The 19710-nt window shown below is 64.3% G+C and carries 17 protein-coding genes, 1 tRNA gene and 1 pseudogene; 15 read left to right on the top strand and 4 right to left on the bottom strand.

Annotated features, from left to right (window positions below):
* Nucleotides 1-247: pseudogene (locus ACE1EY_RS14270) on the top strand (DNA recombination/repair protein RecA); the annotation flags it as partial.
* Nucleotides 248-263: 16 nt separating this feature from the next.
* Entirely contained in the window at nucleotides 264-725 is a 462-nt protein-coding gene (locus ACE1EY_RS14275; protein WP_370300481.1) for a regulatory protein RecX, read from the top strand.
* A gap of 28 nt (nucleotides 726-753) precedes the next feature.
* Here ACE1EY_RS14275 and ACE1EY_RS14280 read toward each other — a convergent pair whose 3' ends face one another.
* Nucleotides 754-2151 (bottom strand): energy transducer TonB, encoded by a 1398-nt coding sequence (locus ACE1EY_RS14280; RefSeq protein WP_373928098.1) that lies wholly within the window; start codon nucleotides 2149-2151, stop codon nucleotides 754-756.
* Nucleotides 2152-2322: 171 nt separating this feature from the next.
* Between ACE1EY_RS14280 and alaS the strand changes: the two genes are divergently transcribed.
* The 5 genes from alaS (at nucleotide 2323) to ACE1EY_RS14305 (ending at nucleotide 7258) form a co-directional block, all read left to right on the top strand.
* On the top strand, nucleotides 2323-4938 hold the full coding sequence (gene alaS / locus ACE1EY_RS14285) for an alanine--tRNA ligase (RefSeq protein ID WP_370300483.1): 2616 nt from the start codon (nucleotides 2323-2325) through the stop codon (nucleotides 4936-4938).
* The gene (locus ACE1EY_RS14290; protein WP_291514601.1) at nucleotides 4938-6167 is read left to right on the top strand and encodes an aspartate kinase; all 1230 of its coding nucleotides are present in this window, start codon (nucleotides 4938-4940) and stop codon (nucleotides 6165-6167) included. Before alaS ends, ACE1EY_RS14290 begins: the two co-directional genes overlap by 1 nt.
* A gap of 111 nt (nucleotides 6168-6278) precedes the next feature.
* Complete coding sequence (csrA, locus tag ACE1EY_RS14295; protein ID WP_291514600.1) at nucleotides 6279-6470, top strand: carbon storage regulator CsrA; 192 nt, start codon at nucleotides 6279-6281, stop codon at nucleotides 6468-6470.
* 92 nt (nucleotides 6471-6562) lie between these two features.
* Nucleotides 6563-6655 (top strand) — tRNA-Ser (locus tag ACE1EY_RS14300).
* A 117-nt stretch (nucleotides 6656-6772) separates the two neighbouring features.
* On the top strand, nucleotides 6773-7258 hold the full coding sequence (locus tag ACE1EY_RS14305) for a DUF456 domain-containing protein (protein ID WP_291514599.1): 486 nt from the start codon (nucleotides 6773-6775) through the stop codon (nucleotides 7256-7258).
* 25 nt (nucleotides 7259-7283) lie between these two features.
* On the opposite strand, the gene ACE1EY_RS14310 is transcribed toward ACE1EY_RS14305, so the two are convergent.
* Complete coding sequence (locus ACE1EY_RS14310; protein WP_370300484.1) at nucleotides 7284-8603, bottom strand: ABC1 kinase family protein; 1320 nt, start codon at nucleotides 8601-8603, stop codon at nucleotides 7284-7286.
* Between the two features lie 278 nt (nucleotides 8604-8881).
* Between ACE1EY_RS14310 and ACE1EY_RS14315 the strand changes: the two genes are divergently transcribed.
* The 7 genes from ACE1EY_RS14315 to ACE1EY_RS14345 all read left to right on the top strand — a co-directional run bounded on the left by ACE1EY_RS14315 (nucleotide 8882) and on the right by ACE1EY_RS14345 (nucleotide 16028).
* Nucleotides 8882-9112 (top strand): DUF350 domain-containing protein, encoded by a 231-nt coding sequence (locus tag ACE1EY_RS14315; RefSeq protein ID WP_291514597.1) that lies wholly within the window; start codon nucleotides 8882-8884, stop codon nucleotides 9110-9112.
* 3 nt (nucleotides 9113-9115) lie between these two features.
* Complete coding sequence (locus ACE1EY_RS14320; protein ID WP_291514596.1) at nucleotides 9116-9967, top strand: transglutaminase family protein; 852 nt, start codon at nucleotides 9116-9118, stop codon at nucleotides 9965-9967.
* Nucleotides 9968-10073: 106 nt separating this feature from the next.
* Entirely contained in the window at nucleotides 10074-11450 is a 1377-nt protein-coding gene (locus ACE1EY_RS14325; protein WP_291514595.1) for a TIGR00366 family protein, read from the top strand.
* Nucleotides 11451-11475: 25 nt separating this feature from the next.
* Nucleotides 11476-12027, top strand: a complete 552-nt coding sequence (locus tag ACE1EY_RS14330) for a DUF4287 domain-containing protein (RefSeq protein ID WP_291514594.1) — start codon at nucleotides 11476-11478, stop codon at nucleotides 12025-12027.
* A gap of 50 nt (nucleotides 12028-12077) precedes the next feature.
* The gene (locus ACE1EY_RS14335) at nucleotides 12078-12557 is read left to right on the top strand and encodes a GNAT family N-acetyltransferase (RefSeq protein ID WP_370300485.1); all 480 of its coding nucleotides are present in this window, start codon (nucleotides 12078-12080) and stop codon (nucleotides 12555-12557) included.
* Nucleotides 12558-12625: 68 nt separating this feature from the next.
* Nucleotides 12626-13600, top strand: coding sequence for an alpha/beta hydrolase (locus ACE1EY_RS14340; RefSeq protein ID WP_291514592.1), 975 nt, complete (start codon nucleotides 12626-12628; stop codon nucleotides 13598-13600).
* Between the two features lie 82 nt (nucleotides 13601-13682).
* A complete protein-coding gene (locus ACE1EY_RS14345) occupies nucleotides 13683-16028 on the top strand; it encodes a serine/threonine-protein kinase (protein WP_291514591.1) in 2346 nt (781 codons plus the stop codon).
* On the opposite strand, the gene ACE1EY_RS14350 is transcribed toward ACE1EY_RS14345, so the two are convergent.
* Both ACE1EY_RS14350 and ACE1EY_RS14355 read right to left on the bottom strand, forming a co-directional pair.
* On the bottom strand, nucleotides 16020-17234 hold the full coding sequence (locus tag ACE1EY_RS14350) for a hypothetical protein (protein ID WP_291514590.1): 1215 nt from the start codon (nucleotides 17232-17234) through the stop codon (nucleotides 16020-16022). The two genes, ACE1EY_RS14345 and ACE1EY_RS14350, sit on opposite strands and share 9 nt — an antisense overlap.
* A 2-nt stretch (nucleotides 17235-17236) precedes the next feature.
* Nucleotides 17237-17698 (bottom strand): NAD(P)H-dependent oxidoreductase, encoded by a 462-nt coding sequence (locus ACE1EY_RS14355; protein ID WP_291514589.1) that lies wholly within the window; start codon nucleotides 17696-17698, stop codon nucleotides 17237-17239.
* A 168-nt stretch (nucleotides 17699-17866) separates the two neighbouring features.
* On the opposite strand from ACE1EY_RS14355, the gene ACE1EY_RS14360 reads away from it, so the two are divergent.
* The gene (locus ACE1EY_RS14360) at nucleotides 17867-19708 is read left to right on the top strand and encodes a DUF885 domain-containing protein (RefSeq protein WP_291514588.1); all 1842 of its coding nucleotides are present in this window, start codon (nucleotides 17867-17869) and stop codon (nucleotides 19706-19708) included.
* The last annotated feature ends 2 nt before the right edge of the window (nucleotides 19709-19710 follow it).

Raw genomic sequence — 19710 nt, forward strand, 5'->3', positions numbered from 1 at the left:
CAACGAAGGTGTCTCCCGTCTCGGTGAGGTGATCGACCTGGGCGTGGCCAACAACATCATCGACAAGTCCGGCTCCTGGTACAGCTACGGCAGCGACCGGATCGGCCAGGGCAAGGAAAACACCCGGATCTACCTCAAGGAACACCCGGAAATGGCTCAGGAAATCGAAGCCAAGGTTCGGGCGATATTGCTGCCGAAGAAGGAAGCCGCGCCTCCGGTCGAGGAAGCCGCGGCCGAGGCGGGGTAAATTGCGCCGCTGAATCGTGAGCTCCCAGCACGAGCACCAAGACGAGCGCGTTCGCGTCTGCCACAAGGCGGTGGAGTTGCTGGCCGCCCGTGAGCATTCGCAGGCCGAGCTACGACGAAAACTGAAACAGCGCTTTCCCGAATCGGACGATATCGATGCCGTGATCGCACAGATGGTGGCGGAGGGCTATCTCTCCGACACCCGCTATGCCGAGGCGAGAGTCCGGGCGTCATTGAGCCGTGGGCACGGACCCTTGATGATTCGGCAGAAGCTGCAGGCCGCTGGCGTCGATGCTGCCCTGGCCGAACAGGTGCTGGAAGACGCCGCAGTCGATTGGATGGAGTCCGCCCGCGCGGTGCTGGTCGCGAGATTCGGATCGCAGGCGCCGCAAGACCGTCGTGAAACCGCCCGGCGCGCTCGATTTCTCAGTGGCCGTGGGTTTGCATCCGACATCATTGGCCGGCTGCTGCTGGAATAGAAACCCGAGGCGCCGGCCGGCTGCGCGACTAGAACGGTGTGCTGTCGAGTGGCAGCCGCAGCGGCCGCTGTTCGCGATACTCGTCGAGCCGCGCTTTGGCCGGCGCGAGCGGGACCTGGTATCTGCGCAGGGCCTTGATCGCGTCGCGCTGCTCGTCAACGGCCGCGTCCCACTGCCCGGTTTCCGCCAGGGCGGCGGCTCGTATTTCGTGCCATGCCGCCCGGTCCAAATAGGTCGATTCGATGGAATCAATGAGATCCAAGGCGCGCGGCCCCTGCCGTTCGTGACCAAGCTCGACGGTGGCGAGCACCCAGGCGAGTCTTGCCGTGTCGGTGGGGCGGCCACTGGAGGCAGCGGCACCCTTGATGTAGTAGAGCGCCTCGCGCTGATCTCCCGCCTGCAGCCGGGTGTCCGCTAGGGCGCGCAATGCGTCGGGTTGCTTGAGGCCAGCGGCGACGTCCTCCCAGCGTGTTGCCTTCGTTTTATCGCGCACACAGCCCACCCCGTCTCGAAGCCGCGTGTTCATGTCGAAGGCGGCGTCGCGTAGCCCCGCCAATGCGGAGGCATGGAGCCAGCGCAGCGACTGCGCCTTGGTCAGGGTGTTCTCGTCCACCGGCAGGGCATCGAGTACCCAGCCGAGTTGATACATGGCGCCCACGTCGCCCGACTGCGCTTTGGACTGAAGCAGTTCGACTTGCTCTTTCGCAGCCTGTTCGAAACGATTGCTGCCCGGCATCGTATAGATGAATCGCTGGGAATAGAGGCGATCCCGTGCGTCGTCTTCGAGGGTGAACCGCCAATTGGGCAGCACCGCGGCTGAGGCCGCCGTGAAGTCTCCATGAGCGCTAGAAATCAGACGAAGATCACGTGGATGTCCGTGGTTCGGCAGCACGAACTGGAGCAATGCGGAGCCCTCGATGGACCGTCGAGCAAGGTCGGGCGGATAGGCCGGGGGAACGCGAATAACCTTGCGTATGCCGTCGAGCGATTCCCTGGAGACCGCGCGTTCGGATTTCGTGCTGTAGTCCGGTTCGAGTTCACGCATGACCGCGTCGAGGGTGTAGCGCTGTCGCCATTGGTCCGCCCGTTCCTGTGCCTCGGCACGCTCTGATTCAGAGCCGAGCAGCGCCAGAGCTTTAGGCTGCAATACCTTCGCCTGGGGATCGTTCTGCTGCGCCGCCACGGCCAGCCAAGCGTAGGCGCTGGTCAGGTCGCGATCGCCACCTTCGCCCTTGACCAACATCACGGCGAGATTGCGTTGCGCTTCCGCAAAACCCAAACCTGCCAGGCGTTCAAAGCGGCCGCGAGCGTCCTCAAACGCTTGGTCGGAATGCAAACGAACCGCGTACTCGAAGGGGCCGCCCGGACTGGGGAGTGCGGTGTCCTCGGCGGCCAGCGCAAGCGGCCAGGCCAGCAGCGCCAGCAAGATGGCGTGCTCACGGCGAGAACGCCTGACCCGAGTGAGTCGTGACCGCTGCGAACGACAGGTGGTTATATCGAGCATGAATTGGATGCCTCAGCGTGTTGCCGGTTTGGGGTTTGCTGCCCGCGTGCCGTATCCTTTCGCGCCTTTTCCGCACGCCACCATCATCCCAAGATGATCACACTGGCCCAGATACGACAGCAATTCCTAGACTACTTTGCCGAGCAGGAGCACACCATTGTGCGTTCGGCATCGCTGGTGCCAGGCAATGATCCGACCCTGCTGTTCACCAATGCCGGCATGGTCCAGTTCAAGGAGACCTTCCTCGGTCAGGAGGAGCGCGGTTACTCGCGAGCGGTTAGCTCGCAGCGTTGCGTACGTGCGGGCGGCAAGCACAACGATCTCGACAATGTCGGCTACACCGCGCGTCATCACACGTTCTTCGAGATGCTGGGTAATTTCAGCTTCGGCGACTACTTCAAGCGCGAAGCGATTCAGTTTGCCTGGTCATTCTTGACCGACAAGCTCGGATTGCCGGCCGATAAGCTGTGGATAACCGTTTACGACGAAGACGACGAGGCCGCCGCGATCTGGCTGGACGAAATCGGCGTTGACCCGCAGCGGTTCTCGCGCATCGGCGCCAAGGACAATTTCTGGTCCATGGGCGATACCGGCCCCTGCGGCCCCTGCTCCGAAATCTTCTACGACCACGGTCCGGCTGTGGCCGGCGGCCCGCCCGGAACCCCAGAGGAAGATGGCGACCGCTACATCGAGATCTGGAATCTCGTGTTCATGCAGTTCGATCGCAGCGCCGACGGCACGATGAAGCCGCTGCCGGCTCCGTCGGTGGACACCGGCATGGGGCTGGAACGCCTGGCCGCGGTGTTGCAGGGCGTGCATTCCAACTACGAGATCGATCTGTTCCAGGCGTTGATCAAGGCCGCCGCCGACATTGCCGGCGTCGACAATCTTGAACATCCGTCGCTGAAGGTGATCGCCGATCACATCCGGGCATCGGCGTTTCTCATTGTTTATGGCGTGCTGCCGTCGAACGAGGGGCGCGGTTTCGTGCTGCGCCGGATCATGCGTCGCGCGATCCGCCACGGTTACAAGCTGGGCATTGACGAGCCGTTCTTCGACAGGCTGGTGCAGCCGCTGGTGGCACAGATGGGCGAGGCCTATCCCGAGTTGGCGGAGGCGGCTGCACATGTGGAGCAGACGATTCGCCGCGAGGAGCAGCGCTTTGCCGAAACCCTGGCGCAGGGCATGCAACTGCTGGATGAGGCCCTGGCGAATACGAGCGGCAACGTGCTGGCGGGCGAGACCGCGTTCAAGTTGTACGACACCTTCGGCTTTCCCGTAGACCTGACGGCGGATGTCTGCCGTGAACGCAACGTCACGGTGGACATGGCCGGATTCGATGCGGCGATGAACGCTCAGCGCGAACGCGCGCGCGCCGCCAGCCGATTCGGGGCGACCGAATCGGCCGTCGCCGTGACTGATGCCACGCGGTTTGTCGGGTATTCGGAACAGCAGGGCCACGGCCGCATCACGACGCTGATCGTCGACGGTGAAAAGGTCGACGCGATCGCGTCGGGGCAGGAGGCCATCGTCGTGCTCGACAGCACGCCGTTTTATGCCGAATCCGGCGGGCAGGTCGGCGATACCGGTGAGCTGCGCGTCGGCGACGCGGTGTTTCATGTCACCGACACCCGCCGGCAACCTGGTGGCGCCTTCGGCCACCATGGCGCGGTGTCGAACGGCAGGCTGGCGCTGGGCGACGAGGTGCAGGCACAGATCGATGTGGAGCGCCGCGCGGCGACCATGCGGAATCATTCGGCGACACACCTGCTGCATGCGGTGCTGCGTGAGCAGCTTGGCGGACACGTCGCACAGAAAGGCTCCTTGGTGGCCCCGGACCGGCTGCGGTTCGATTTCTCGCACCCCGAGCCCGTGACCGCCGAGCAGCTGGCCGACATCGAACAACGCGTGAACGCCCGCATCCTGACCAATACGCCGGCCGACACCCGCGAGCAAAGCTACGACGACGCCATTGCCTCGGGCGCCATGGCCCTGTTCGGTGAGAAATACGGCGACACGGTGCGCGTGTTGCAGTTCGGTGAGTTTTCCACCGAACTTTGTGGTGGCACCCATGTGCAGCGCCTGGGCGACATCGGCCTGTTCAAGATCACCTCGGAATCCGGCGTGGCCGCCGGCGTCCGCCGCATCGAGGCCGTGACAGGGCTGGATGCCATCGACTGGGTGCGTGGCGCGCAGCGCCGGCTCGACGGCGTCGCCGGGCTCGTCAAGTCGTCCTCCGACGAGGTTGAAGGCAAGGTCGCGGGTCTGGTCGAACGCACGCGTCAGCTCGAAAAGGAGCTGGAGCGGCTAAAGGGCAAGTTGGCGTCGTCGCAGGGCTCGGATCTGGCCAGCCAGGCGCAGAGCTTCGATGGCGTGTCGGTACTGGCCGCGCGGCTCGACGGGGCGGATGTGAAGACCCTGCGCGACACGGTCGATCAGCTGAAGAACAAGCTCGGAACCTCCGCCGTGGTGCTGGGTGCCACGCAGGGCGACAAGGTTCTGCTGATCGCCGGCGTGTCGAAGGATGCGACAGCGCGGATCAAGGCCGGTGATCTGGTCAATGTGGCGGCGGTCGAAGTCGGTGGCCGCGGTGGTGGTCGCCCGGACATGGCGCAGGCTGGTGGCAGCGAGCCGGGTAAGCTCGACGCCGCGCTGGATGCCGCACGGACCTGGCTGCAAAACCAGCTGGCGACGGAAGCGAACGCCTGATGACGCTGCTGGTGCAGAAATTCGGTGGCAGCTCTGTTGCCACGGTGGAGCGCATCCGCCATGTCGCGTCCAAGGTCGCTGCGAGCCGGGCCGCGGGGCATAAAGTGGTTGTCGTGGTTTCGGCCATGGCGGGCGAGACCGATCGCCTGATCGGCCTCGCCAAGGAGGCCAGCACGCAGCCTGCCGCCCGCGAGATGGATGTGCTGCTCTCCACCGGCGAACAGGTCACCATCGCATTGCTGGCCATGATCCTGGAGCAGATGGACGTGCCCGCCCGGTCCTACACCGGCGGTCAGGTTCGGATTCTCACCGACGACGCGCATGGCAAGGCGCGCATCCAAGCCATCGATCGTGAGCGCATCGAATCCGATCTGGATGCCGGCCGCATTGTCATCGTCGCCGGCTTTCAGGGCGTGACCGATGCCGGAGATATCACCACCCTGGGTCGAGGCGGCTCGGACACCACGGGTGTCGCCCTGGCGGCAGCGCTGGAAGCCGACGAGTGCCAGATCTTCACCGATGTGGATGGCGTCTATACCACCGATCCCCGCGTCGAACCGCGGGCGCGCAGGATGTCGCGCATCACCTTCGAGGAGATGCTCGAAATGGCCAGCCTCGGCTCCAAGGTGTTGCAGATTCGCGCCGTGGAATTCGCCGGCAAATACCGTGTGCCGTTGCGCGTGCTGTCGACCTTCACCGACGGCCCCGGCACGCTGATTTCGCTCGATGAGGAAGACGATATGGAACAACCGCTGATTTCCGGAATCGCGTTCAACCGCGACGAGGCGCAGGTCACCGTCAAGGGCGTACCGGACCAGCCGGGTATCGCATCCTCCGTACTCTCGCCGGTAGGCCAGGCGAACATCGAAGTCGACATGATCGTGCAGAACGTCAGCTCCGATGGTTCGACTGACCTGACCTTCACCGTGCATCGCAACGATTACGAACGCACGTTGGCCGTCTTGCGCGAGGCGGCGGATCGTGTCGGCGCCGGTGCGGTGACCGGTGCCGTGGATATTGTGAAGATTTCAGTGGTCGGAGTAGGTATGCGGTCACATGCCGGCATCGCTGGACGCATGTTCGAAACCCTGGCGCATGAAGGCATCAATATCCGCATGATTTCGACGTCGGAGATCAAGATTTCCGTGGTCGTCGAAGATAAATATTTGGAGTTGGCCGTCCGAGCATTGCATTCAGCCTTCGGGTTGGACACGGAGACAGCCGCCTAGCACCGGGTCCGGGTTCTGATATTCTGAATCGACTTGGCGGGGGCGGTCGCGAGATGGCCCAAATGGACTTTGGGACGGCATTCGGTTGCGGTCTGTACATGGAGTACACACATGCTGATTTTGACCCGGCGCATCGGTGAGACTGTCATGGTCGGTGACGAAGTCACCGTCACCGTTTTGGGCGTGAAGGGAAATCAAGTTCGCCTGGGGGTTAACGCGCCACGATCCGTCGCCGTGCACCGTCAGGAAATCTACGAGCGCATCCAGAAAGAAGACGCCGCGAACAGTCCGGTCGACGAATAAGCGGGTGGCTCTGCGGCACGCGTCCACGTACAATTGCCGCCGCCTCAGAGTCGACCACCCCCAGCGGGTGTATCTGGGTAACAAGCGAACACGGAGAAGTGGCCGAGCGGCTGAAGGCGCTCCCCTGCTAAGGGAGTATGGGGTTTATAGCCTCATCGAGGGTTCGAATCCCTCCTTCTCCGCCAAATACGAAGCCCCGCGACAGCGGGGTTTTTTGTGGCTCACGCCGGAATCATCGTGATGTTTCCAGCGGTTGCCAGGCCCTGCGACGATTCCGCACTCTCGATCCATCTTGCAAAGATATGGCCATAGAAATTGTCTTGTGGAGCGGCGCGGCGCTGCTGCTGATTCTGGGTGTCGCCGGTCTGATTGTTCCGGTGATTCCGGGGCCGCCGTTGATGTGGGTCGGCATGCTGCTCGCGGCCTGGGCGGAGCAGTTCGCTCATGTCGGGCAGAAGACCCTGGCGCTCCTGTTCGTGCTGATGCTGATTGCAGTGGCACTGGATTTCATCGCCGGGGCGTTGGGTGCCCGACGCTTTGGCGCATCCGGATGGGCGGTGTTCGGTGCGGCCGTGGGCGCCATTATTGGCATGTTCTTCTTTCCGATCGGGCTGATCGCGGGGCCATTCATTGGCGCGGTGGCCGGTGAGGTGATCGCTGGCCGCAATCTGGACGCCGCTGGCCGGGCCGGCATCGGAGCCACCATAGGTCTGCTGGTGGGCACGGTGGCCAAGGTCGCGATTGGGATTGTGATGATTGCCGTGTTCGTCTCCGTGCGCCTGTTCTGAGCGCGCAATAACCGATTCGCCCGACTCAACCCTCCGGCGGGGCCACGATTTCGCGCGCCAAGGTTTGCTGCAGACGCCTGCGCACCGGCACCGGCGCGTCCAGCCGCTTGAGCATCCAGTAAAACCCGCTGAGGGTGCGGCCCACAAAGATCAGGTCCGGCACGCTGCGAAAATCACGCGAGTGCAGCAGGTACCGCGGCGTGAGCTTTTGCAGACGGTCGTGGATATCGGCCTGGCCGAACTCGTAGAGCTCGTCGGCCAGTAATGGCGCCAGTGCCGCCTGATGAGAGTCCGCGTACAGAGGCTGGAATCGATCAGGCTGGTCGTAGGCACGCGGTGCCAGGGCGCCGAGCGCCTTCAGATTGGCGTGTACGCCGTCCCAATCGGATCCCATGCCCGCCACCAGGCCGGTGCGAAGCTGCGCGATCAGTGCGGCGGGCAGTCGCTTCACGCAGCCGAAGTCGTATAGGGCGATCTCACCGTCGGGCAAAAAACCGAAGTTGGCGGGGTTCGGGTCGGCGTGGATCAGGCCGGAGACCAACACCTGATGCAACAGCCAGCGCATCAGCGTGTCCGACCACGCAAGGCGTTGCTCGTCGGTTGCCTGCGCGGCGAACTCCAGGTTGGCCGCCGGCAGTTCAGTGAGCACCAGCACGGTCTCGCTGCAAAGCGCGTCCACGGCCTCCGGCAGCTGAATGCCGGGCACTTGGGCGGCGGCCTGAAAGTCCGCCAGGTTCTGGCGTTCGATGCGGTAGTCGGCCTCCTCATGCAGGCGCGCCGAGATTTCCTTCAGGCTGGCATCCAGCGATGCCGCATCGATGTTGACGAGTCTTGCGCTTTTCATCACGCGGGCGAGCTGGCGCAGGTCGTCGTCGATCGAGGCATGCACATGCGGGTAGCGCACCTTGACCACGACCGCCCGTCCATCCTGCAGCTGCGCGCGATGCACCTGGCCCATGGAGGCCGCTGCCAGCGCCGTGGGTTCGATGTGGCGAAAATGCTGCTCGATCGGACCGCAAGCGGATTCGATCAACGGGGCGATCTCGGCGAAGGGCAGGGGCTCGGCCTGGTTTTGCAGCGCTTCCAGACGGTCGATCACGGCATCGGGAATCGCGCCGCGGAACTGCGATGCGAACTGCCCCAGCTTCATCGCCGCGCCCTTGAGCTCACCCAGCGTGTCGACCCAGTCGGCGCCCAAGGCCTCCAGCGTACGGGTCGGGTCGGATTCGCCCGGCAGCAGCCGCCTGGCGCCAATCCATGCCCCGCGTGCTGCGGTGCGCACGCCCAGCTTCCACAGCGTGCGGCCGCGGTTGCGTGGTCCTGATTGCGGAGGCTCGGACGCCATGGGTTCCTGACGGTGGGATGAACAAGGGATGCGTTTCTGGGAGCGGCGCTACCGGCGTTTGGTTCCCGAGAGCCGCGGTTAGAATGCGCCTTCCTCTCCAGCGGATACTACGATCAACCAACCGCTGTCACACGCTGCGGCGACTTCCACACGCATGACGAGTGTGACTCGCGAATTGCTGGGGCAGCGCTAGACGAACATTTCACCGCAGCCAATGTTCGGGTGGATTCGGCTGCGGCTTGGGCTAAGCTCGGGTCTGCCCACCACCGATACGCATCATGTCTTCCGATTTTCTGTTCGCGACCGTCGTCAATCTCGGCATCAACCTCGTTTACACGGTTGTTGCGCTCATCGTGGCCGTGGTTGCACTGGTCTGGGTAGACAAGAAGATGATGCCGTCGATCAGCTTCGAGGACGAACTGCGCAAGGGCAACATCGCGGTCGCGATCTTTGCCTCCTCGGTGATGCTGTTTGTCGCGCTGATCGTGACCTTCGGCTTCAAGGGATAAGCGATGGTCTCTGGCGGCTGGTCCGCCATCCTCCGGCCCCTGTTGCTCGTGCTGGTGGTTCTGGCCGGGCTGAACGCCTTTGTCCAGTCCGCGGCCGATGTGGTGACGCCGCAGTTCGAGCGCGACCAGCCCAATGCCGAGGCATTGAGTCTGGCCCTGGATGATCTGCGCCATCGCGGCGCCCGACAGGCGGAGGAGGGCATGGTCGACATCCTGGGGACGCGCCATTCGGTGCCCGCGGCCGACATCGTGAATCTTGCTGGCGACAGCCGGTTTCAGAGCGCCTTTTTCACCTATGACGTGGCGGGGCGTACTCAGGCCACCGCCAGTGCGATGGGCACCGACTGGCGGCATCACATCGTCAATGGTTATCTGGTGGGCTACCGACCGTTTGAGGCCGCCAACGTGCTGGAACCGCTGCAGGTGCTGGCCATGCGCAAGCGCTACCAGTACGACCACCTGCAATACGCCGGCCGTAATGAGGTCTGGCAGACCAGCGAGCAGGCCTTCGAATCGCCGCGCGGTGACTGTGAGGACCATGCCATTGCCCTGGCCGACTGGCTGATCGAGCAAGGTGAGGATGCCCGCGTCGTGCTGGGCCAATACCGGGGCGGCGGGCATGCCTGGGTCGTGCTGTTCCGCGAGGGGCAGGCGTACTTGCTGGAAGCGACGAAGAAGAAGGGCGTGAGCGGCCGTTTCACCTACCCGCTGGCCCGCTACGAAACCGACTACCAGCCCGAGATGATGTTCAACCGCAGCATGTTTTGGGTGAATGGCGGCTCGCGCCTCACCACCGACTACGCGGGATCGCGCTGGCAGGCGCGCAGCCGTTACCGCGTGGCGCAGGCGCGTTGATGGCGAGGCAGATATCCACCCGCTTCACGCCCCATTGCCGGCGGCCGTGGCACGGTTTGTGGACAGGCTGGCACGCATCCCGTTTCCCAGAATTTTCAGGATTTCCATGAGCAGATTTCGCGTTCCTCACACCCTCGTGTTGCTCTACGCCATGACGGTCGTGGCCTTTGCTCTGACCTGGTTGCTGCCCGCCGGCAGCTACGACACGGCGATCAACGAGGACGGGCGCGAGGTTGTCGTGCCGGGCACCTTCCAGGTGCTGGATGCCGCGCCCGAGGTGCCGGTGTGGAGCCTGGTGACCGTCATCCCCCGGGCGCTGGAATCGGCACAGGGCATCATTTTCTTCGTGTTGATCATCGGCGGTGCGCTGGGCGTGTTGCAGTCCACCGGCGCCGTGGACGCCGGTCTGGCGCGTCTGCTCAGGCGCTTTGATGCACGGCCGGGATTGCTGGTCGCGATCGGAATCCTCAGCTTTTCGCTGGGCTCGTCCAGTATCGGCATGGGCGAGGAATACATCGCCCTCGGCGCGGTGCTCGCGGCGCTGTGCATCGCCCTGCGCATGGACGCCGTGACCGCGGCCGCGATCCTGGTCATCGGGAATTCCATCGGCTACGGCGCGGCCGTGCTCAACCCCTTTACCGTGCTGATCGCCCAGGACATCGCCGAACTGCCGCCACTGAGCGGGTCGGGCTACCGCATCGCCCTGTTCCTGCCGCTGTTGGGGCTTGGCATCTGGCATGTCTGGCGGTACGCCCGTCGCGTGCGGGCCAACGCGGCCGAATCGCTGGTCGCCGACATTCCCGAGGCGCAGGTTGCTCTGGCCGAAGATCCACCGGCGCTCACCGGGCGCCTGCAAGCGGTGTTGTGGTCGGCGGGTCTGCTGCTGGGCATTGCGGTGTGGGGCATCATCACCCAGGGCTGGTATCTCGAAGAACTGAGCGCAACCTTTTTCGCGATGGCCGTGGTCGCCGGGCTGGTGGCGGGTCAGTCCGTTAACACCATTGCCAAGCAGTTCAGCACCGGCGCGGCAGCGCTGGCCGGCACCGCGCTGATGATCGGCTTTGCCCGCTCCATCGAGGTGATGCTCAACGACGGCCAGATCCTGCACACCATCGTCCATGGATTGTCGGTGCCGCTGAGCGCCGTGGGTTCCGCGGCCTCGGCGGTCGGCATGTTCTGGATACAGTGCGGCATCAACTTTTTCGTGCCCTCCGGATCCGGCCAGGCCTATGTGACGATGCCGCTGATGGCACCGATTGCCGATGTGCTGTCGTTGCCACGCCAAGTCGCGGTGCTGGCCTACCAGTTGGGTGACGGGCTGACGACCATGCTCAACCCGGCGGATGCCGTGCTGATGGGAATCCTCGGCGTTTGCGGCGTGCCGTATGGCCGCTGGCTGCGGTTTATCTGGCCGCTGGCCCTGCAGGTGCTGGTCTTCGGCACTGTGGCAATGGTCGTCGCGGTGCTGATCGGGTATTCATGAGTTTCGGCAGGCGGGGAGACACGCAATGGCGGATGCAGTCAGCACGATGATTGAAAACCTGCGGGTGAAGACCGGCAAGTCGCTCGCAGATTGGGTCGGGCTCGCCAAGGGCAGTGGCGCGGACAAGCACGGGGCGATGGTCGGCTGGCTCAAGAGCGAGCATGGACTCACCCATGGCTACGCTAACCTCATTGCCCATGAAACCTTTCGCAGCGCGGCCAGCCACGCCGACGCTGACGAACTGGTGGCAGCCCAGTACGCCGGCAAGAAGTCTGTGCTCAAGGCGCACTACGATCAGCTGATCGCGGTGGTGCAGGGTTTCGGCGGCGATGTCGAGATTGCACCAAAAAAAGCCTATGTGAGCCTGCGTCGAAGCAAGCAGTTCGCCCTGATCCAGCCGTCCACGGCCACCCGGCTTGACCTCGGGCTGGTGCTCAAGGGGGTGGAGCCCGGAGCGGTCCTCGAAGCCAGTGGCAGTTTCAATGCCATGTGCACACACCGGATTCGCATCGCCGTGGATGGGCCGCTGCCGGACGCCGCGATCCAGGCACTCCGGCAAGCCTACGACGCTGCTTGAACGCGATGACGGCCCCGCCGGTCGAGGTGGCGTGCGCACGGCGTCTGAGGTTGCGCGAAGCGACCCTGGCCGATGCCGTCTTTGTCCGTGGCCTGGTGAGCCAGGACAGCTGGTCGCGCAACATCGGTCCCGTTCAGATGGCATCGCTGAACGACGCGCAGGCGTACGTCCGCACACGTTTGATCGAGCGCTACGCGGAGCAGGGTTTCGGGCTCTGGTTGATCTGTCACCGCCCGGATGATCGGCCCATCGGCATGGCCGGGCTGGTATCCCGCCCGGTTCTCCCCGGTCCCGATCTTGGTTTCGCCCTGTTGGACGACCAGGCCGGGCAAGGCTACGCGTTCGAGGCGTCGCAAGCCGTGCTCGAGGTTGCGCGGATGCGGTTCGGGCTGGACGAACTCTATGCCGTCGTCAAACCCGATAATGCACCGTCTATCCGCCTGTTACGCCGGCTGGGCTTTGCGATGCAGCAGTCAGGAACCCGGATCGGCGATACGGATTTGGCTGTCTACCACCGCCCGTTGCCCTGAGCTGGGGCGCGGAACCTAGCGCTTCCCGCGCCGTCGAACTGCGCAACCACTGAGAGGACAACGCCGCCGTGTATAGCACCCTGCGACTCCTGATCATCACCATCGTCCTGGTCCTCGTCAGCCATGGCGCTGCGGCGGCGAGTTATCCCTACCCGCTGCAAGACTTTCGCTTCGAGTCGCAGCACCAGACTCTGACCATGCGTTACCTGGACGTTGAGCCGCAGAGCGGGACGCAGGATCGCGGCACGGCGCTGCTGTTGCACGGCAAGAATTTTTGCGCCGATTACTGGGTGGATACCATCGAGCTGCTGCGGGGCCAGGGCTACCGGGTCGTCGTGCCGGAGCAGATCGGTTTCTGTTCGTCCGATCTGCCGCACCGCTATCAGTACAGCTTTCACCAACTCGCCAACAACACGCGAGCCCTGCTGGACGCACTGGGCATCGATCAGACTATTGTCGTCGCGCATTCCATGGGCGGCATGCTCGGCACGCGGTACGCGCTGAAATACCCCGCGGCGGTGCAACGGCTGGTGCTGGTCAATCCGATCGGCCTGGAAGACTGGATCAAGCTCGGTGTGCCGCATACCCCGGTGGACGAAGCCTATGCCGCCGAGCGGAAGAAAGACTTCGAGAGCATCAAGCAGTATCAGCTACGCAGCTACTACGACGGCCAGTGGAGCCCGGCCTACGAACGCTGGGCGCGGCGGCTGGCGAGCCTCTACGAAGGCGAGCGTGGTGAAGCCGTAGCCTGGAGTCAGGCGCTGACCTACGACATGTTGCAGACCCAGCCCGTGGTCCACGAGTTCGCGGATCTGGCCGTACCAACCCTGCTGATCATCGGTCAGCGCGATCGAACAGCGCCGGGCCGTAACAAGGCGCCCGAGGCGGTCGCCCGCAGCTTGGGCGACTATCCACAGCTCGGGCGCAAGGCCGCCAAGGCAATCCCGAATGCCGAGCTCGTCGAATTCGACGGTCTGGGCCACCTGCCACAGATCGAGGATTTCGATCGCTATGCCGAGGCGCTGACGGACTACCTGCGCTGATGCCGATTTGAAACCCATCTGACACCTTCGGCATGCTTCAGTATGGGAGGCCGCAGACGCAGCGGCGAAGGGAACACAAAAAATGAATGAGTCCAGCGCGCCTTCGACTCCGGAGCGTATCGGACCCTACCGGATCCTCCGCGAGCTGGGGCGCGGCGGCATGGGTCGGGTTTTTCTCGCCGAGCAGCTTGAGCCGCATCGGCAGGTCGCACTGAAAGTGCTGTCGTCCGCGGGCCACGACCTGGAGCGCCGTTTCCGGCGCGAGACCGAAGTGCTGGCCTCGCTGGAACACCCCAATATCGCGCGCTTGTACGAAGCCGGTATCGCGACGGTGGGCGCGGTCGATGTGCCCTACCTGGCGATGGCCTATGTCGAAGGGTCGACCCTGGCGGAGCACGCGCGTGGGCAGGCCTTGTCGCCGCAGCAAAAGCTCGCGCTGATCGCCAAGATTGCCCGCGCCGTCCACTTTGCTCATACCCGTGGTGTTATCCACCGCGACCTCAAGCCCGCCAATATTCTTGTGGACCGCCATGGCGAACCCCGGGTGCTGGATTTCGGCGTGGCGCGCGTGGTGACAGAAGACAGCGCAACGCGGGTCACCCACGCCGGCGAAATTATTGGCACCGTGCCCTATATGAGCTGGGAGCAGCTGCTGGGCGATACCGCGGTCGCGGACCCACGGTCCGACGTCTACTCGCTGGGCGTGATTGCCTATGAACTGCTCACCGGCAGCCTGCCCTACGACGGGCTGGAGACCGGCACGCTGGTCTCCGCGATCGAGAAGCTCTCGAAGTCGACACCGCAGCGTTTGTCCGCCCAGCTTCCATCGGCACGCGGCGACATGGACACGCTGATTCACAAGGCGCTGGAGCAGGATGCCAACCGGCGCTACCAGTCGGCAGCGGAATTCGCTGACGACATCGACCGCCTGCTGGACCGGCGCCCGATACAGGCGCGGCCCCCGTCGATTGGCTATGTGACCGGACTGTTCGTGCGGCGCCACAAGATCACGGCGGGTGCTGCGCTGGCGGTGGTGCTGTCGCTGGTGGTCGCCACGGCCGTGTCGGTGCGTTTCGCCGTGTCGGAGGCCCAGGCCAGAATCAACGCCGAGGAGCGGCTGGCCGAGCGCGAGGCCGTCAACGACTTTCTCAACCAGATGCTGATTTCTGCCGATCCGGAGCAATCGCTGGGCGAGCGGCTTTCAGTGGTCGACGTGCTGGATGTGGCGCGTGCGGAATTCGCCTCCGATCAGACACTGGCGGCTGGGGTCCGCGCCCAGCTGGGCCGCACCCTGGGCAACACCTATGTCGCCCTGGGCCGCTACGACGTGGGAATCGAACTGCTGGATCTCGCGCTAAGCCTCGCGCCCGATTCGGCTGCGCGCGACTCGCTGCTGCTGGACAAGGCCGAATCCGAAGTCACCGCCGCGCGTCTGGACGATGCGACACAAACGCTGGCGGCGCTCAGCGTGAATGCGACGGCAACCCAGCTTATCCGTGCGGACTTCACCCGCGGGCGCATTGACCTGGAGGCGGGCCGCAGCGATGAATCGGTCGCCGAGCTGCGCGCCGTTTACGCGACCGCCCGTGATCGACTGGGGCCGGATGATGATCTGACCCTCGGCATCGGCCAGCAGCTCATGGTCGCGTTGGTGCGCATGGGCGAGAACGACGAGTCGCTGCAGGTCGGGATCGACGTCGCCCAACGCCTCGAAGCCAGGCTGGGCCGCGACAACCCGCGCACCGTCGTCGCCTGGGATGGCGTCGCGCTCAACTATCCGGATCAGGCGAAGTTCGACGAGGCGATCGCGCTGCTCAATGACAACCTGGACATCTACAAGCGCGTGCTGGGTGAAGAACACCCGCAAACGTCGATGACCCGTGCCAGCCTGGCCGCGGCCTATGCCATCGCCGAGCGGCCAAAGGAGGGCGTTGATCTGGTCGTGCGTGGGCATGAAGCCCTGCGTGCCCAGCTTGGCGACGAGGCCGAGGTCGTCCGAACGCTCGCCAGCCTGCGGGCCTACGTGGTCTCCGAGGCGGGGGACTACGCCCAGGCCGCCGAGATCAATCGGCAGCTCGTGGCGCAGGGCGAGGCCAAGCCGGACGGGCCGGAAATCAACGACCTGGTCGATTTCAACAACCTCGGCAACAACCTGCGCAAGCTGGGCGAAACGCGGGCGGCCATCGCCGTGTTCGAGCGTCTGATCGAGCTGGCCGCGGACAAGCTCAGCCGGGAGCATCTGCACTACGCGCTGTTTGCCGGCAACTACGCCTCCGCGCTGCGGGCAGACGGGCAAACGGCCAGGGCTGTCGACATACTCGAGCAATCCTGCGCCACGGTTGCCGCCAACCTCGGAGAGACCCATCCGCGAGCGATCGCGGTCTGCGGCAATCTGGAAGAGGCGCGTGCACAACTGAGTTCAGGCTGATGGCAAGGCGACGCCGGTCAGCTCACTGAGCCGGGCGGCGCCGTCCCGGACCGCCTGTTCGGACTCGAACCCGCCGCCGACCTGCAGGCGCTGCCCCGCATCGGTGTTCACGAACAGGTCGTACCACACCGAGACCTTGCGCCCGGATTGCAGGCTGCCGGCGCGTGACCAGCTGAAGTGAGTCACGGCATCACGAGGCAGCTGTCGTGTGCGGATCGGCAGGCCGAAGCAGAAGATGCGGGTGGCGACCACCGCCTGGTCGAACAATACGATGCGTCGCTTGCCCCACCAGATCAGGCCGCCAATGATCATGGGCAGGCCAAACAGCGCGAACACCGCTCCCATGACCCAGGGAATCCAGTCAAAAACCGACCGCCCAGGCTCACCCGAGCTTGTCATCAGGAACACCGCGCCGCCCAGTGAGCACGCGCCAAACAGAATCATCGCCAGCGCGCCCCGCCAGCCGGCGCCGGCCTTGAAATCCAGCGTCACGCGGTCGTTCGCCTGGTAAAGATTCATCAGCCGTTCCAGCGCGGCGTGGTGCTCACGGTGATCAAGGCGGGTTTGCCGCTGCGCCAAACGATTGCGGCCCTCGCCCGCAAACGCCGGAATCGGATAACGGCGGACCAGATCCGCCCCGGGCTGCTGCACTTCGAGCGTCAGCTGCCAATCGTGGTACACCCGGCCGCGGGGTTCGCTGCCGGGCAGGTCGCCCGGTACGGTGAAATGAAACCAGAGCTGCCGTTCGCCGGCTTGCAGGGTCTGCAAGGCCAGGCTTTGTGACCACACCGGGCGCACAGTGCTGTGTTTGTGGCCGCGTCGATGGTGGCGGCAGGTCAGCGTGACGGTGATTCGGTGGTCAGCTGGCAAGGGCCGGCGCAGTTCAAAGTAACCGGCGACGTCGCCACCGATTGCACCGGGCCAGGGATCGAGCACGGCGGTGATCTCGCCGAATCGGTGCCAGGCGATGTATTCGCGCAATGCGAGCCCCCAAAGCCCCAGGGCCAGTGCATCGAACAGCAGCACGAGCAGTATCGGCCAGTTACCGCTGTCGAGTTCTTCCGGAATCGCGAGGGTGCCCGGTGCGGCCAATGCAAAGACAACGCAGCCGAAGCCGAAGGCCCACAGGTGGTTCCGGCCGGCCTCGCTGGCGATCGATGCACGCCGCCACCGTTTCTGCTGCGTCCACCAGCCGTGATCGCTCACGGCTACAGCACGCCGCTGCCCAGACCAGCCGCCATCGCGGCGCCGAGGTCGTGGCAATCATCGACAAAGGCATCCTGAAACTCGCCGCGGCAGATCAGCGGCTCCGCCACCGCCTTCCAGCGCAGGCCGGTCACGATGCGTTCGACCCCGGCCACGGTGCCGGAGCCATCATTGCCAGCGCGCACGACCAGGGCGTAGGGCAGGCCCTGCTTATGGTCGAGCGTGGGGTAGTAGCTGCGGTCGAAGAAATCCTTAAGCGCACCGCTCATGTAGGCGAGATTCTCCGGCGTGAGCAGCAGGATGCCGTCGGCGGCCAGCACGTGCTGGGGCTCGGTCTCGAACGGTGAGAGCGACAGAATCCGGACCTGATCCTCGCCGCCCGTTTTTGCGCCGCTGCGCAGCGCAGCCAGCAGGCGACGCAGGTTGGGCGAAACGGCGTGGGCGACGATGAGCAAGGTTTTCATGCGAACAGCCTGCAGGCGGATGGCCGACGGGCGCGGCGTCCCAGGCGGGCCCCTACACCAGGCGACCATGCGATACTCGCGCGCATGGCACCGAATGTGCAATTCGTGCCGACACTCAACAATCGCGCGTGGCACCGCTCGCCCGCGCCGACCGACATTGGAGTCCAAATGCGTATCACCATTCTATCGATGCTAGCCGCATTGCTCGTGGCCTGCGGCCAGTCATCCACAGATCCGGCAGCCGACGCCAAGTCGGCCGAATCGGAAACCGACCGGCTCAACGCCTGGTTCGAAGAGAAGTACGAAGAGCAGTTGCAGTTCAACCCCATCCAGATGACCTTTCTCGGACGCAAGGATCGCTATGACGAATTGGGGGATTTCTCCGAAGCGGGCGCCAAGGAGCAGTTGGAATGGCGCAAGGCCGCAACCGAAGAGATGACGGCATCGTTCGACTACGACACGCTCAGCGACGAAGCGAAGATGTCCTACGACATCTGGGCCTACGAAACCCGCCAGGCGGAGGAGGGCTGGCAGTTCCGCTACAACGGCTACCCCTTCAATCAGATGCAGGGCATGCACACCTTCCTGCCGACCTTTCTGATCAGCTTTCACAAGGTGGGTAGCGCCTCGGACATGGAAGCGTACATCGCCCGTGTGAACGAGCTGCCGGATGCCTTTGGCGAGTTGATCAAGTTCGCCAAGACCTCGGCTGAGAAGGGCATTCGCCCACCAAAGTTCGCGCACGAGGCGGTGATCAAGGAATCGAAGAAGCTCATCACAGGCGCACCGTTTGACGACGGCGAGGACTCATCGATCTGGGCCGACATGCAGACCGAGATCGACACGCTGGCCGAACAGGGCGAGATCGACGCCGAGCAGGCCGAGCAGCTGAAGGCCAACGCCAAAGCCGCCCTGCTGGAAGGCTTCAAGCCTGCCTACGACGACATCATCGCCTGGGTGGAGTCCGATCTGCCCAACGCGGCGGAAAACCCCACCGGCGTCGGCGAGACGCAACCCAATGGTGAGGCCTACTACAAGCATCGGCTGTGGACGCAGACCACGACCGACATGACCGCCGACGAGATCCACCAGGTCGGCCTGGACGAAGTCGAGCGACTGCGGGGCGAGATGATCGCGCTCAAGGACCGGGTCGAGTTTGATGGCGACCTGGATGCGTTCTTCGCTTTCCTGAACGAGGACAAGCAATTTCGCTTCCCGAACACCGACGAGGGCCGGCAGATGTACATTGCCGAAGCCACCGCCGCCATCGACACGATCAAGACATCGCTACCGGACTACTTCGGTCGGCTGCCCAAGGCCGATCTCGTGGTCAAGCGTGTCGAGGCGTTCCGTGAGCAGGACGGCGCCGCGCAGCACTACTTTCCGGGCACGCCCGATGGTTCGCGCCCCGGCACGTACTACGCCCACCTGTCGGACATGGACGCCATGCCGATTCCCGAGCTGGAAGTGATCGCCTACCACGAGGGCATCCCCGGCCACCACATGCAGATTTCCATCGCGCAGGAGCTGGACAGCGTGCCGACATTCCGCACCCAGGCCGGCTTTACTGCCTATACCGAAGGTTGGGCTCTTTATTCCGAATGGCTGGCCAAGGAAATGCCGGGCACCTACGAGGACCCATATTCCGAGTTTGGTCAGCTATCGTCCGAAATATGGCGCGCGATCCGGCTGGTGGTGGACACCGGCATGCACGCCAAAGGCTGGACCGAGCAGGAAGCGGTCGAATACTTCGACAATAACTCGCCGGTGCCGCTGACCTCGATCAAGTCGGAAATCCAGCGTTACCTCGTCATTCCCGGCCAGGCGACTTCGTACAAGATCGGCATGCTCAAGATTCAGGAGCTGCGCCGTGAAGCCGAGGCCGAGCTGGGTGAGGACTTCGACATCAAGGGCTTCCACGACACCGTGCTCGGCGGCGGCGCGCTGCCGCTGGAACTGCTCGAGCGCCGGGTCAACGCCTGGGTGACCAGTCAGAAGACGGCCGGATAAGC

The sequence above is a fragment of the Abyssibacter sp. genome (genome assembly GCF_964229365.1).
In the GTDB taxonomy this organism is placed as follows: Bacteria; Pseudomonadota; Gammaproteobacteria; order Nevskiales; family OUC007; genus Abyssibacter.